This is a genomic window from Nitrospina sp. 32_T5 (assembly GCF_052156635.1).
In the GTDB taxonomy this organism is placed as follows: domain Bacteria; phylum Nitrospinota; class Nitrospinia; order Nitrospinales; family Nitrospinaceae; genus Nitrospina.
Window position 1 is genome coordinate 985042 of the sequence record NZ_JBQKUO010000001.1, and the last position, 12405, is coordinate 997446.

Consider the following 12405-nt stretch of genomic DNA (forward strand, 5'->3'; position numbering starts at 1 on the left):
TGCACCGGGTCATCAGGGAGGTGACGCATGATCAATTCCTTGTTTTCCTCGCTTTCCGGATTGCAAACCGCTGGCAAGAATCTGCAGGCCAGCGCCAACAACCTCGCCAACGTACAGACCCCCGGATTCAAAAGCAGTCGCGTCAACATTGTGGACAACGCCTCCGGCGGTGCACGCGTCGTGGGTGTGACGCGTTCCACCTCGCAGGGACCCCTTGTCCCGACAAGCAATCCGCTGGACGTCGCGGTTCTGGGCAACGGATTTCTTCAGGTTACGCTGGGGGGCGGCGGCACCGGCTTCACCCGCCTGGGCGCAATCAAGACCGACGGCAGCGGCCGGCTCGTCACCGCCGAGGGGCATCCGCTGATTCCGGAAATCACCATTCCGGGCAACGCGCAGAATGTGAGTATCGGTTCCGACGGAAGCGTCTCCGCGCGGGTCAACGGACAGACGCAGACACTGGGTCAACTGCAACTCGCGGGGTTCCAGAATCCCGCCGGACTGAACGCTCTCGGCAACGGCCTGTTCACCGTCAGCGGTTCGTCAGGTCAACCCATTGTCGGCAGTCCGGGCACCAACTCGCTTGGTACGCTGCAGTCGGGAAGCCTCGAGTTGTCGAACGTCGACATCACCGAAGAAATCGTGCAACAGATTCTCGCCTCAAGCCAGTTCCGCGCCAACGCCAGCGCCATCCGCGCCGCCGACGACATGACCGGAACGCTTCTCGACATTACGGCTTGAAAAGAAACCGGGCAGGCAGTACCATTCGGTAACACTTCACCCCATTCATCTTTTCGCCGCACGTTCGCATGAGTCTCCTTGAACGGGACAACCTCAACTACCTGACCCACGTCGAACAGTTTTTTCTGACGCTCAAGGGATCGGGCCTGTCGCTGTCCGCCAGCGATTACGACCTCATCACGCAGTGGGAAAACCGCGGCGTGCCCGTGGAGGTGTTGTGCCGCGCCATTGAAACGGCCTGGCGCACCGCCACCCAGCAGTCGCGATCGACCTCACCGCGCGTGTCGTTGACGGGAATGCGCGAGCAGGTGGAAGATGAACTCGGAAAGGCGGCCAGATGACCCGTCCCCGCACCACGTCCGCAAAAACCTGCAAGGCCTGCCGCGGAAACCATTATGTATTGAACAACCAGGAAGGCCGGCTGCGTGCGGCGGTGTGCGAATGTTTCGCCTGTGAAGCCTGTCACGGACGCGGTTATGTGTTCGCGGAAGATGAGACGGGCATTTCTTTTCTGCAGGAATGCGAATGCGCCGAATTGAAAAAACACCTCGACCGGTTCAACGACGCCAACCTGCCAGGGAAATACCTGGAAACGCAGTTTGAAACCTACCATCCCATTGGATCGCAGACCAACAAGCTGGCCCTCCGGATCGCCCGGGATTTCGTGAAGGACTTCGACCAGAAACCGCAGTGCGGTCTTTTGTTCATGGGCACACCGGGTGTGGGCAAAACGCACCTGGCGGTGAGCCTTTTGAAGGCTCTTCTGTTGGAGAAGGGCGTGCACGGCAAGTTCATCGACTTTTTCCAATTGCTGTCCGATATCCGGCACGGGTATTCGCAGGACCTTTCCGAGCAGGCCATCATCAATCCGTTCGTGCACGCGCCGGTGCTGGTGATCGACGAACTGGCGAAGGGGCGCAACACGGAGTGGGAGTTGACGATGCTTGACCAGATCATCTCCAATCGCTACAACGCCGCCGACAAGGTGACCGTCTTCACCACCAACTACACCGATGAAGTGTCGGAGCCCAACCGGGAAAAGAAAACGAAAGACACGCACGTGGAATTTTCCCGGAGCGATGCTTCCCGAACCTGGACGGGGGAGGAGACGCTGGAAGAAAAGGTGGGCGACCGCATCTTCTCACGGCTTGCGGAGATGTGCCGGTTTGTGAAAATGGAAGGCGAGGACTACCGCCGCGCCATGGCCGGGAAATCGGCCCCGCGTTCACCGGGTCCGGGAAAGAATTGAGTTTGGGTTTTAAATTGGGCCCGCGGACCCTCGGGGGCGGGTGAGGCATTTCCCATCGGGGGCTTCCTGCAAAAGAAGAAGGGCCGGATGCCGAAGCACCCGGCCCTTCCCCTTGCATTAGCGGGAGAATCACCAACCTCTGGAGGTTGGTCGGGAGGTGGATTGATACCCCGGTTCACGCTGGTGAACCCGGATCAATCCTCCAATGCGTTTTCGTCCGGTTCCAATAGCGGATCGATTTTGGCCGCCGGACGTTTGCCTTTTTTGCCCTTGGAAGCGCGGTTTTTATCGTCAAAGACCTTGCCCCAGTATTCCCTGCTCAGTTTTTTAGGAGATAGAACTTTTTTGATATTTCCGTTTTCATCGAGAACTTTGACCGGATAAAACATACGGATCCCTCCTTTTTTTGGGGTCCGGAACTCCTGCTTCAAGACCGTCTCGGTAAGGCGCATCCACTTTAAGAAATCGTCCTACCTCCCCAGAATGAAAGGTGTTCGCTGTTACACCCACATGTGCTAAATAATGAATTTTTTTGTATCCTCTGCTATTGTGATGCAAAGAACCTTGTCAGGATTCATCCCATGTCAAAAAATTTATATACTTTGAAAGTCATTTTCAAATTTTTTACCATAATCGGGCTTTTATCCACAGTTTTGGTGCTGAGTGCGTGCGAGAGGGAATTGAAGGAGCATAAGGTGCCCCCCGCCGTGGTGGAAAAGCTGGAGAAAAAGAACGATCCGAAGCTCCAGGCCAAGGCGGTGGAGGGAACCATCACCCTGGGAGAAGGTCAGACGCCGATGGTAACGCAGTCGGCGGTGGTCTTCCTCTATGCCCGGCCGCGCGGGGTGGAGAGCGGCCCCCCTCTCGCAGTGAAAAAGATCAACCTGTTCAATTTCCCGATGGAGTACTCGCTGGGCCCGGCGGACGTGATGATGCAGGGAACCAGTTTTGAGGGACCGCTCACCGTGTCGGCGCGGCTGGACCTGGACGGCGATCCCAAGGCGCGGCCCGGCGACCTGGAGGGGCGCATCGACGTGGAGCCCGGTAACAAGCAGGCCAACATCGTGCTGGGCGAGCAGGTGCGGGGCGGCAAGGAAATCACCGGGACGCTGTCTTTGACCCCGGAATTGCAGAAAAACCTCCCGGAGACGCCGGTCCTGTTCATCCTGGCACGACCGCACGGGGTGAAGGGCGGCGCTCCGCTGGCGGTCAAACGCGTCATCGGCGCGAAGTTTCCGTATGAATTCCGCATCGGCCAGGCCGACGCCATGCTGCCGGATACGGAGTTTGATGGCGCGGTCACCCTGCTGTTCCGGCTGGACAACGACGGCAACCTGAAATCGACCCCCGGCGACATGGAAGGCCAGATCGACGCCAACGCCGGCGATACCAATCTCAATGTGGTGATGGAAACGATTGTCGGCGGCTAGCCGGACCGCCCCCGGGAGTGGGGTGGTGGATTTTGAATCGGGTGCACCAACCATCGTTCGCCGGGAGGCTCCCGCCAAAATCCGGGTAGCGCGTCCGCGGACCAATGCAGGCGGGGAAGAGCGGCAGCCATCTGCCTGCCGCGCTTGCGGCCTATTCGTTGCCGAGGCCGAACAGGTCGTCTTCGTAGAGTTCGTGAAGGGTGAGGGTTTCTTCGCTGGGCGGCGGGTTTTCCAGGTCGTCGAGGTCGAGCTTCGCCCATTCCTTTTTGATCTGCGTCTTGCTCAGGTAATGGACCGTGCGCCGGTTCGGTTTGGATTCGTTGTGTTCTTCCTGCATGACAACCTCCCGCGAAACTGAAATTAAAACCCCTGCTCCCGGTTGGCGCCCATGAAACGGCGGCGCTTGTCGAAGTACTGCTGATGGTAGTCTTCGGCGAGGTAATACGGACCCGCCTCGGCGATCTCGGTGACGATGGGCGAACGGTACTTGCCGGACTGGTTGATTCGGTCCACCGTCTCTCTCGCGATCTTCTCCTGCTCGGGTGTGTGGTAGAAGATGGCGGAGCGGTACTGCGTGCCGACGTCGGGTCCCTGCCGGTTGAGCGACGTGGGATCGTGCTCCTGCCAGAACACGTTCAGCAGTTCTTCGTAGGTGACCACGTTCGGATCGTAATGCACGCGCACGACTTCGGCGTGACCCGTCTCGCCGGTGCACACCATGCGGTAGTTGGGGTTGGCCACGTGTCCGCCGGTGTAGCCGACGGAAGTGTGGGTGACGCCGCGCAGCTGGCGGAACGCGTGTTCCACGTGCCAGAAGCACCCGGCACCGAAGGTGGCCTGTTGTGTCTCGTTTTCCATCGATTCCATTCTCCTCGTTGAAAGATTACTGTACGCCAACGCGCGGCGCAAGAAAACCGTTTTCCGCGCCTACGGAACGGGAGCATCCGGGGTTGGAGTGGATTTGGGGGTTGCGGCAGGAGGGCGCGTCCGTCGCCAGGCCACGGCTCCCAGCCCGATCGAAACCAGCAGGGACAGGTAGCAGAACCAGTCTCCAAACCGTGAATACAGCGTGGCGGGGCCGGTCCGGGGCTGGATGCTGGCGATCAGCACCTCGCGCTCGAACAACTCCGTGGTGGGGGTGATGCGCCCCAGCCTGTCGACCGCGCCGCTGATCCCGGTGTTGGCGGCGCGTACAATCGGTACACGGTTTTCGACGGCCCTCAGGGCGGCCATGCTGATGTGCTGGTACGATGCCGCGCTTTTGCCGAACCACGCGTCGTTGGTGATGTTCACCAGGAACTGCGCGCCGCGGTCCACCGGACGCCGCACCAGGTCCGGAAACGTGATCTCGTAACAGATCGACACCGCAAACTTGTACCCGTTTAGGGAAAGCACCGTCGCCTCTTCACCGCGGCCGAAGTCGCCGATGCCCACCACCATCTTGTCGAGGAAGAACAGCACCGACTGCCAGGGGATGAACTCGCCGAACGGCACCAGGTGGATCTTGTCGTAACGGCCCTGGATGTTGCCGTCGCCGGACAGCAGGTACGCGCTGTTGTAGGAGACCCATTCGCCGCCCTGCTGTTCCGCGCGGGGGCTGCCGAAGAGAAGCGGCGTGTCGAGCTCGTCGGCGAGCGTCACCACCGCCGTGGTGCCCTGGAGATCGTTGAGGAAATAAAACGGCGTCACCGCCTCCGGCCACACGATGAAATCCGGTCCGCTCACCGCCGCCGTCACCGTGAGTTCGCGGTAAGTGTCCAGGATCTGCTGTTTGTACTGCGGGTCCCATTTCATCTGTTGCGGGATGTTGCCCTGCACCAGTGCGACTTTGAGCGGCTTCACCGGTTCCTCTTTGTGCGCGCTCATCACCGACCAGCCGTAAGAGATCACCAGCGCGTAGACGCCGAACATGGTTACCGACACGTGGGTGCGGTAGCGGCTCCACGGGGTCTCTTTGCGCAGGCGCGGGTGGAACACGTAGAACAGGCAGGCGTTGACCCCGACGATCAGAAACGAGATGCCGTAGACGCCGGTGAGGTCGGCCATCTGGAGGACGGGCAGGTTGAGGTATTGCGAGTAGCCCAGCCCCTGCCAGGAGAAACCGTATTCCAGGTGGGTGGAGCGCAGGTATTCGAGTGCCGTCCACAGAAAGGGGGTCACCGCGATGAAGTAAAGCGGTTGATTTCGGCTGAGATGGGTTGTCAGAAAACAGAAGAGCGCCATGTAGGCGCTCAGATACCCGGCCAGCAGAAAAAGGATGGGCCAGGCAATCGCGGTCGGGATGTTTCCGTAGTTGACTAAAGTGTTCGTCACCCAGCTCAGGCTGATGCCGTAGAATACCATTCCGGCGGTGAATCCCAACAGCGCGGCGCGCTTCGGCGTCTGGCCGAAAACCGCGAAAAACAAGGGGATGAGCGCCCCCCACGCGAGGAATTCCCAGTCCATGCGGGGGAAGGAGCAGGCGAGGAGCACCCCGGTGGCCGCGGCAAGGCCGAAAACCTTCATCGACACCTTTTGAAAAAAAGGGTTAACTTACGCTAAAACCAAGATATAATGACAAACTGCGAATCACATGGCGAGGAAAATATGACCCTCAAGACCGAAACCGACTGGGTCGATCACTTCAAAAAAGTCTGCATTTGTAGAAGTATCACCGGTGGCACCATCATGAAAGCCATCCAGGACGGAGCGCTGTCTTTTGAAGCCCTCCGGCGGGCCATCCGCGTGGGCACCGGCAACTGCAAGGCCAAACGGTGCCGGCCGAAGATCGAGGATAAGCTTCACGCCTACAAGTGCGCGCTGGAAGTGGAAGCCAAACGCAACAAGGAAAAAGAAGAAGGCGCCCCGCCTTCCGCCGACGTGCCGCCGAATTCCTGCGACGGCGACGGCTGCAATTCCTGACCCCCTGTCCGCATCACCCCCCTGCCCCGGTTGGGCAGCCTGGATTCAAAGCAATCCGTTCAGACACCGACCCGCCCAAACAGGCGGGATTTTTTTTGCCCGGAAAACCCGGAAAGTGCATTCCCTTTTTAGCAGCGTTCCGCACTCGGTGCGCCGCACCCTTTCCCCAGCGATCCCGCGTCACCCATTCGTGCGATTATCCTTGAAAACATCCCACCGGGCAACGTGTGTTTGGAAGTTGGGTCCAATTGAATGTTTTTGGGCGCATTATTTTTTATGGCGGCATCACCTGTTTAACAGATCGGTTAGTGGCGGTTAAAAAAAATAATGAGGAGGCGGAATTGTAAAATCCAAATTCCGTACATCGGTAACCTCTCCTCAATCCCCTCCTTGAAAAGGAGGGGAGGTGTTAGGGGATGCTCGACACAATAGCGGTTCTTAGTAAACAGGTTTGAGGCGGCTTCACCTTATTATTCCCCTCCCCGTCTCAAGGGGAGGGCTGGGAGGGGTTACCGATGATTCTTCCACTTTTCCCGCTTCTCCATTAAGCTTGAAGACGTCAGATAGTTTCCCGCTCAAGACACTGCAAAACGGACTTTATTGTTCCATGCCCAAACGGCTCAATAATAATCTTTTCTCCTCCCTGCGGCAAAAGCTCCGCCGCGACTCCCCTCCCGCCGAGCGCCTTCTATGGAGTCGCCTGCGCCGCAAACAATTGAACGGATATAAATTCCGCAGGCAGTATGGAATCGAAAAGTATGTCGTGGACTTCTATTGCCCCGAGGCCCGCTTGGCGGTCGAGATCGACGGGCCGACGCATTTTAATGACGCGGCGGAACAACAGGATCCCGTGCGGCAACAACGCATTGAGAAGTTGGGCATCACGGTGTTTCGGTTCACCAACGACGAGGTATACCAGAACATGGAAGGCGTGCTCACAAAAATTCTGGAACAGTTGGATGCGTCTGCGGGTTCGTCCGGGACTTCGTAGAAAATTGGAAGCGGAATCGAAGAGGTCGATTCCGCGTATCGGTAACCTCCCCTCAATCCCCTCCTTGAAAAGGAGGGGAGGCGTTGGGGGACGATTCGATCTTTTTATAAATTTCAGCCCAAAGTGGCGAGCGCCTTCTGAATCCGGTCCAGGCCTTCTTCGATGTTCTGGAGGGAGGTGGCGAAGGACAGGCGCTGGTTGGCGTCGGCGCCGAAGGCGATGCCCGGCACCACGGCGACTTTCGCTTCTTCCAACAGAAAGTCGGCGATGTCCAGCGATCCGTTCAGCGTCTTGCCCTTGTGGGTCCTGCCGTAGTACGCGGAGAAATCCGGGAAGCTGTAGAAACTCCCCACCGGCTTGTAACATTTCACTCCATCGATCGCCGCATAGCGGTCCATCAGCACATTGCGCCGCTGGGTGAAGGCATCGACCATGCTGGCGATCGCCGTCTCCGTTTTGGCTCCGGTGAGCGCTTCCACGCACGCCGCCTGCGCGATGGAGGTGGGGTTCGACGTGCTCTGCCCCTGGATTTTGTTCACGGCTTTCACGATGTCCGTTTCCGCCGCGAGGTAACCGATGCGCCAGCCGGTCATGGCGAAGCACTTCGACGCGCCGTTGATGACGACGGTGTTCTTCTTCATCTCTTCGCTGAACGACGCGATGCTCACGTGCTCGAAGCCGTCGAACACGATCTTCTCGTAGATCTCATCCGACACCACAATCAGTTTGTTCTTGAGCGCGACCTCCGCCAGCGCTTCCAGCTCGGCGCGCGTGTAGGCGGAGCCGGTCGGGTTCGACGGACTGTTGATGATGATCGCGCGCGTGTTCGGCGTGACGGCGGCCTGCAACTGCTCGGGCGTGATCTTGAAATCGTTGCTCTGCTCGGTCTCGACGATCACCGGCGTTGCGTCGGAAAGCGTCACCATCTCCGGGTACGAAACCCAGTAAGGCGCGGGCACGATGACTTCATCGCCCTTGTCCCACAGCACCATCGCCAGGTTGTAGAACGAATGCTTGGCGCCGCAGGAAACGATGATCTGCTCGCGTGAGTAGGCGAGCCCGTTGTCGCGCTTGAATTTTTCGATGATGGCGTCTTTCAGTTTGTCGGTGCCGCCGACGGGCGTGTAGTACGTGTCGTTGTTGTGGATGGCGTCGATCGCCGCTTGCTTGATGTTCTCCGGCGTGCCGAAGTCGGGTTCTCCTGCGCCGAAGCCGATCACGTTGTCGCCCTGCGCCGACATGGCTTTGGCCTTGGCGGTGATGGCGAGGGTCATGGACGGTTTGATGTTCTGGATGCGTTGCGAGAACTTCATAGCGGTTTGACCTTTGTGAATCCTTTCAGCACGGCTTTGGGAACCATCTTGCTCACATCGCCGCCGTGCTTGGCGATTTCCTTGACGAAACTCGAACTCAAAAACGAAAACTCCTGGCTCGGGATCATGAACACCGTTTCCAGTTTGTCATTGAGGTTGCGGTTCATCAATCCCATCTGCAACTCGTACTCGAAATCGGAGACGGCGCGCAGACCCTTGACGATGATCAACGCCTTTTTGCCGTCGGCGAACTCCGTCAGCAGACTGCCGAAGGGATGGACCACAATATTATCGTACTTCTTCACCGCGTCCTGGATGAAGGCGACACGGTCTTCCACCGTGAACAGCGGATTCTTTTTCGGGTTCAGGGCGACGGCCACGATCAGTTTGTCGCACAGGCACAGGGCGCGCTTCATGATGTCGAGGTGCCCGTTGGTGACCGGGTCAAACGTGCCCGGGTATATGGCGATGCGTGGTCGTCTCATCGACAGAAAGGGGAGTTGAAAAAGTGGGGATTATAACTGCAATCCCGGCACGGGTGAAAGCCAAATCCACCCCCCGTCCGAGAAAAAGCGCATTGGCCCGGCCGAATCCCTGAAAACAACATAGGACACACGCCCCCCATACCAGGAAACAAGGACCCGGTTTCAACCGGGATGTATCCCTATACATCAATAGGAGATCATTTATTAAGTATAGGATTTACAGATTTTTTCTGGTTTTTATGCAGATTATTGATGGATTATTCTTAACTCATTATTTTATTTAGGGTTCGGTCATTTTTTTTAGTTTGCAGGCTATTTTTTCTTATCATTTAATAATTTTTTCTGACTTCTTCAAAATGAAATTCCAGGGGGATGGGTGCTAAATGGAATCTGGGGAAGAATCGGTGATTTGGATTTAAAACATTTATTTTTAAGAGTTTATTAATATCCTGGCCAATGGGAAGCAGATCATGAACTCATTTTTTTATAGGTAAAACACCCATTTTTTTGTTTAATTTATTGTTTTTAAAAGGTTTTTTTGTATAATGCGGGAAGACCGCAGCAGGCTGTGGAAAAAGCGAAAATTCAGCCCTGTTTTTGCCTAATATTTAATCAAATTTTACCCCAGTTTGGGGGCGTAAAATTTTTCAAATAGGCTTAATAAAAAGGGTTTGACAAGGCATTTGGATTTAAGTATAAAGAAGCATGCACGGATTCCCCAGCACGTTAATTTTGCCCTGGATTGGTGTTTTCGACATGTGGCGAACGGGTCCAAAATTCACATATTCTCCGCATTGGAAAAACCGGTTTTCAAAACCTGGTATCTCGTTTCGAGGCTTAAAATAAGGCCGAAACGGGTATCAGGTTTTTTTTTGGCCAGGTCTGATTGAGGTTGGGAAAATTTTACAGGTAAGTTTTTAGTCACTAGGGTCAGAAAACCAATTATCAAAAATCAGGTTTCAGAAATTTAGAAAGGAGGATTTGGTAGGGCGGTCGGCAGGTGAGACCGCCGGGGGAAGTTTTATCAGGATACAAGTTCGGTTTTTAAGCCAACTGTTAACCTAAGGGAGGTTTAAGTTTATGCGTTTGAATCGAAGGAAGTTCTTGCAGGTGAGTGCTGGTGTGGCTTCGGCCATGGCGCTTTCGAGCAAGAGGGTAGGCGCTCAGTTGAAACCCGTTGTGAAGGTTGGGAATCCCCTGGAGTCCTATCCGGATCGTCGTTGGGAAGAAGTTTATCGCGACCAATATAAGTACGAACGTTCGTTCACGTACTGCTGTTCACCGAACGACACCCATCAGTGTCGTGTGCGCGGTTTCGTACGTAACGGCATTCTGATGCGGATCGAGCAGAACTACGATCACCACAAGATTCGCGATCTGTACGGCAACCAGGCGGACGCAGCGTGGAACCCGCGCATGTGTCTCCGCGGCATGACGTTCCCGCGTCGTGTTTATGGACCGTACCGCAACAAGTATCCGATGTTGCGCGTTGGCTGGAAGCAGTGGGCCGACGACGGCTTTCCTTATCTGGACAAGGAGAACCGGGAAAAATATAAGTTCACCAGCCGGGGCACGGACGAATTCGTCCGCATGACCTGGGACGATACCTTCACTTATCTGGCAAAAGGCCACGTTGCCGTAGGTAAAGCCTACAGCGGTCAGCGCGGTGCCCAGCGCCTGAAGAACGAAGGTTATCAGCCTGAGATGATCGAAGCCATGGGCGGATCCGGCCCGCGTACTTTCAAGTATCGCGGCGGCATGGGCCTGCTGGGTGTTGTCGGTAAGTATGGTATCTACCGCCTCGCCAACATGGTCGGTCTTCTGGATGCGATCATTCGCGGCCGCGGCCCGGGTCAGGTACTGGGCGGACGCGCATGGTCCAACTACACCTGGCATGGTGACCAGGCTCCGGGTCATTCCTGGACGCATGGCATGCAGACTTCCGACATCGACTTCGCCGACCACCGGTATGCGAAGCTGACCATTCAGTGGGGTAAAAACCTCATTGAGAACAAAATGCCGGAAGCTCACTGGTACACGGAAATCATGGAACGTGGCGGTACGCTGGTAACCGTTTGCCCGGAATACAACCCGCCTTCCACGAAAGCGGACTACTGGATTCCGTGCCGCGCCGGCGCCTCCGACATTTCCATCTTCCTGGGTTGTGCGAAGATCATCATGGATGAAGGTCTGGTCGACGTGGAATACGTCAAGGACTACACCGACATGCCGTTGCTGGTCCGCACGGACAACCTGATCCGGTTGCACCCGGACGACTACATCCCCGGTTACAAAAACCAGCCGTTGCCTAAGGATGGTTTCACGACCAAGTGGATGAAGAACTTCAACCGGGACAAAATGCCGGACTTCGTAGTTTGGGACACCAACACCGACAAACCGGTCGCCGTAACTCGCGAGGACATTGGCGCGAAGATGCGGAAGAAGAACATCGACCCGGCCCTGGACGGTGTTTATGACATCAAGCTGGTCAGCGGCAAGACCATCACCGTTATGCCGTTGTACGAGATGTACAAAATCCACCTGAAGGACTACGATCTGGATACGGTTAACCAGATCTCCCATGCCCCGAAGGATCTGGTTGTACGTCTGGCACGCGACATCGGTACCATCAAGCCGGTTGAGATTCACTACGGTGAAGGTATCAACCATTACTTCCACGCCACCATGCACAACCGGGCGTCGTATGTTCCCCTCATGCTGACGGGTAACGTCGGACCGAAAGGTTCCGGTTCCCACACCTGGGCGGGTAACTACAAGGCCGGCAACTACCAGGGTTCTCACTGGTCGGGACCGGGCTTCGCTTCCATGGTTGCGGAAGATCCCTTCAACCCCGTTCTGGACATCTCCAAGAACGTGGACTGGGCCAATGTTAAAGGCTACCTGAAGGGTGAGGAAGTTGGTTACTGGGCGCATCGTGACAAGGCTCTGATCGTCAATACCCCGCGGTATGGACGTAAGGTCTTCACGGGCCGCACCCATATGCCGACTCCGAGTAAGTTGATCTGGTTTGTCAACGTCAACGTCATCAACAACGCGAAGTGGTTCTACGAGCTGGTGTTCAACACCAACAACAACGTAGACATGATCGTGGCTCAGGACATCGAGTTCACCGGTTCCTGCGAATACGCTGACTTTGTATTGGCAGCGAACAGCTGGGCCGAGTTCGAGTCTTACGAGATCACTTCGGCGTGTTCGAACCCGTTCCATCAGATCTGGGGCGGCACCGGCATCAAACCGGTATTCGACACGATCGATGACAACCTGATCCACCGCG

Annotated in this window: 13 protein-coding genes; 7 read left to right on the plus strand and 6 right to left on the minus strand. The window is 56.4% G+C overall.

Annotated elements, in window-relative coordinates; all coding sequences use genetic code 11:
• The first annotated feature begins 27 nt into the window (after positions 1-27).
• The 3 genes from ACTRW9_RS04650 to ACTRW9_RS04660 all read left to right on the plus strand — a co-directional run bounded on the left by ACTRW9_RS04650 (position 28) and on the right by ACTRW9_RS04660 (position 1990).
• Entirely contained in the window at positions 28-741 is a 714-nt protein-coding gene (locus ACTRW9_RS04650) for a flagellar hook-basal body protein (protein ID WP_442428473.1), read from the plus strand.
• Between the two features lie 68 nt (positions 742-809).
• Complete coding sequence (locus ACTRW9_RS04655) at positions 810-1082, plus strand: hypothetical protein (RefSeq protein WP_442428474.1); 273 nt, start codon at positions 810-812, stop codon at positions 1080-1082.
• Entirely contained in the window at positions 1079-1990 is a 912-nt protein-coding gene (locus ACTRW9_RS04660) for an ATP-binding protein (RefSeq protein ID WP_442428475.1), read from the plus strand. The genes ACTRW9_RS04655 and ACTRW9_RS04660 overlap by 4 nt, the downstream gene beginning before the upstream one ends.
• A 194-nt stretch (positions 1991-2184) precedes the next feature.
• On the opposite strand, the gene ACTRW9_RS04665 is transcribed toward ACTRW9_RS04660, so the two are convergent.
• Positions 2185-2379, minus strand: coding sequence for a hypothetical protein (locus ACTRW9_RS04665; protein WP_442426964.1), 195 nt, complete (start codon positions 2377-2379; stop codon positions 2185-2187).
• A 291-nt stretch (positions 2380-2670) separates the two neighbouring features.
• Between ACTRW9_RS04665 and ACTRW9_RS04670 the strand changes: the two genes are divergently transcribed.
• Positions 2671-3420 (plus strand): c-type cytochrome biogenesis protein CcmI/CycH, encoded by a 750-nt coding sequence (locus ACTRW9_RS04670; RefSeq protein WP_442428476.1) that lies wholly within the window; start codon positions 2671-2673, stop codon positions 3418-3420.
• Between the two features lie 151 nt (positions 3421-3571).
• Here the strand turns inward: ACTRW9_RS04670 and ACTRW9_RS04675 are convergent, their stop codons facing one another.
• From ACTRW9_RS04675 to lnt, 3 genes are all read right to left on the minus strand, one after another.
• Positions 3572-3757 carry a hypothetical protein gene (locus ACTRW9_RS04675; RefSeq protein WP_442426967.1) on the minus strand — a complete coding sequence of 62 codons (186 nt, stop codon included), beginning with the start codon at positions 3755-3757 and terminating at the stop codon, positions 3572-3574.
• 23 nt (positions 3758-3780) lie between these two features.
• Positions 3781-4278 (minus strand): peptide-methionine (S)-S-oxide reductase MsrA, encoded by a 498-nt coding sequence (msrA, locus tag ACTRW9_RS04680; RefSeq protein WP_442426976.1) that lies wholly within the window; start codon positions 4276-4278, stop codon positions 3781-3783.
• A gap of 69 nt (positions 4279-4347) precedes the next feature.
• Complete coding sequence (lnt, locus tag ACTRW9_RS04685; RefSeq protein ID WP_442428477.1) at positions 4348-5925, minus strand: apolipoprotein N-acyltransferase; 1578 nt, start codon at positions 5923-5925, stop codon at positions 4348-4350.
• Between the two features lie 81 nt (positions 5926-6006).
• Between lnt and ACTRW9_RS04690 the strand changes: the two genes are divergently transcribed.
• The gene (locus ACTRW9_RS04690) at positions 6007-6321 is read left to right on the plus strand and encodes a (2Fe-2S)-binding protein (RefSeq protein WP_442428478.1); all 315 of its coding nucleotides are present in this window, start codon (positions 6007-6009) and stop codon (positions 6319-6321) included.
• Positions 6322-6928: 607 nt separating this feature from the next.
• Positions 6929-7312: an endonuclease domain-containing protein gene (locus ACTRW9_RS04695; RefSeq protein ID WP_442428479.1), complete on the plus strand. Its 384-nt coding sequence runs from the start codon at positions 6929-6931 to the stop codon at positions 7310-7312.
• A 113-nt stretch (positions 7313-7425) separates the two neighbouring features.
• Here the strand turns inward: ACTRW9_RS04695 and ACTRW9_RS04700 are convergent, their stop codons facing one another.
• Positions 7426-8625, minus strand: coding sequence for a pyridoxal phosphate-dependent aminotransferase (locus tag ACTRW9_RS04700; protein WP_442428480.1), 1200 nt, complete (start codon positions 8623-8625; stop codon positions 7426-7428).
• Entirely contained in the window at positions 8622-9110 is a 489-nt protein-coding gene (coaD, locus tag ACTRW9_RS04705) for a pantetheine-phosphate adenylyltransferase (protein WP_442426972.1), read from the minus strand. Before coaD ends, ACTRW9_RS04700 begins: the two co-directional genes overlap by 4 nt.
• A 1110-nt stretch (positions 9111-10220) precedes the next feature.
• Between coaD and ACTRW9_RS04710 the strand changes: the two genes are divergently transcribed.
• Positions 10221-12405 (plus strand): molybdopterin-dependent oxidoreductase (locus ACTRW9_RS04710; RefSeq protein ID WP_442428490.1); only part of this gene is annotated, 2185 nt, incomplete at its 3' end.

Coding starts and splice junctions, on each gene's coding strand:
- ACTRW9_RS04650 (WP_442428473.1), top strand. CDS start 28: ATGATCAATTCCTTGTTTTCCTCGCTTTCCGGATTGCAAACCGCTGGC.
- ACTRW9_RS04655 (WP_442428474.1), top strand. CDS start 810: ATGAGTCTCCTTGAACGGGACAACCTCAACTACCTGACCCACGTCGAA.
- ACTRW9_RS04660 (WP_442428475.1), top strand. CDS start 1,079: ATGACCCGTCCCCGCACCACGTCCGCAAAAACCTGCAAGGCCTGCCGC.
- ACTRW9_RS04665 (WP_442426964.1), bottom strand. CDS start 2,379: ATGTTTTATCCGGTCAAAGTTCTCGATGAAAACGGAAATATCAAAAAA.
- ACTRW9_RS04675 (WP_442426967.1), bottom strand. CDS start 3,757: ATGCAGGAAGAACACAACGAATCCAAACCGAACCGGCGCACGGTCCAT.
- msrA (WP_442426976.1), bottom strand. CDS start 4,278: ATGGAAAACGAGACACAACAGGCCACCTTCGGTGCCGGGTGCTTCTGG.
- lnt (WP_442428477.1), bottom strand. CDS start 5,925: ATGAAGGTTTTCGGCCTTGCCGCGGCCACCGGGGTGCTCCTCGCCTGC.
- ACTRW9_RS04690 (WP_442428478.1), top strand. CDS start 6,007: ATGACCCTCAAGACCGAAACCGACTGGGTCGATCACTTCAAAAAAGTC.
- ACTRW9_RS04695 (WP_442428479.1), top strand. CDS start 6,929: ATGCCCAAACGGCTCAATAATAATCTTTTCTCCTCCCTGCGGCAAAAG.
- ACTRW9_RS04700 (WP_442428480.1), bottom strand. CDS start 8,625: ATGAAGTTCTCGCAACGCATCCAGAACATCAAACCGTCCATGACCCTC.
- coaD (WP_442426972.1), bottom strand. CDS start 9,110: ATGAGACGACCACGCATCGCCATATACCCGGGCACGTTTGACCCGGTC.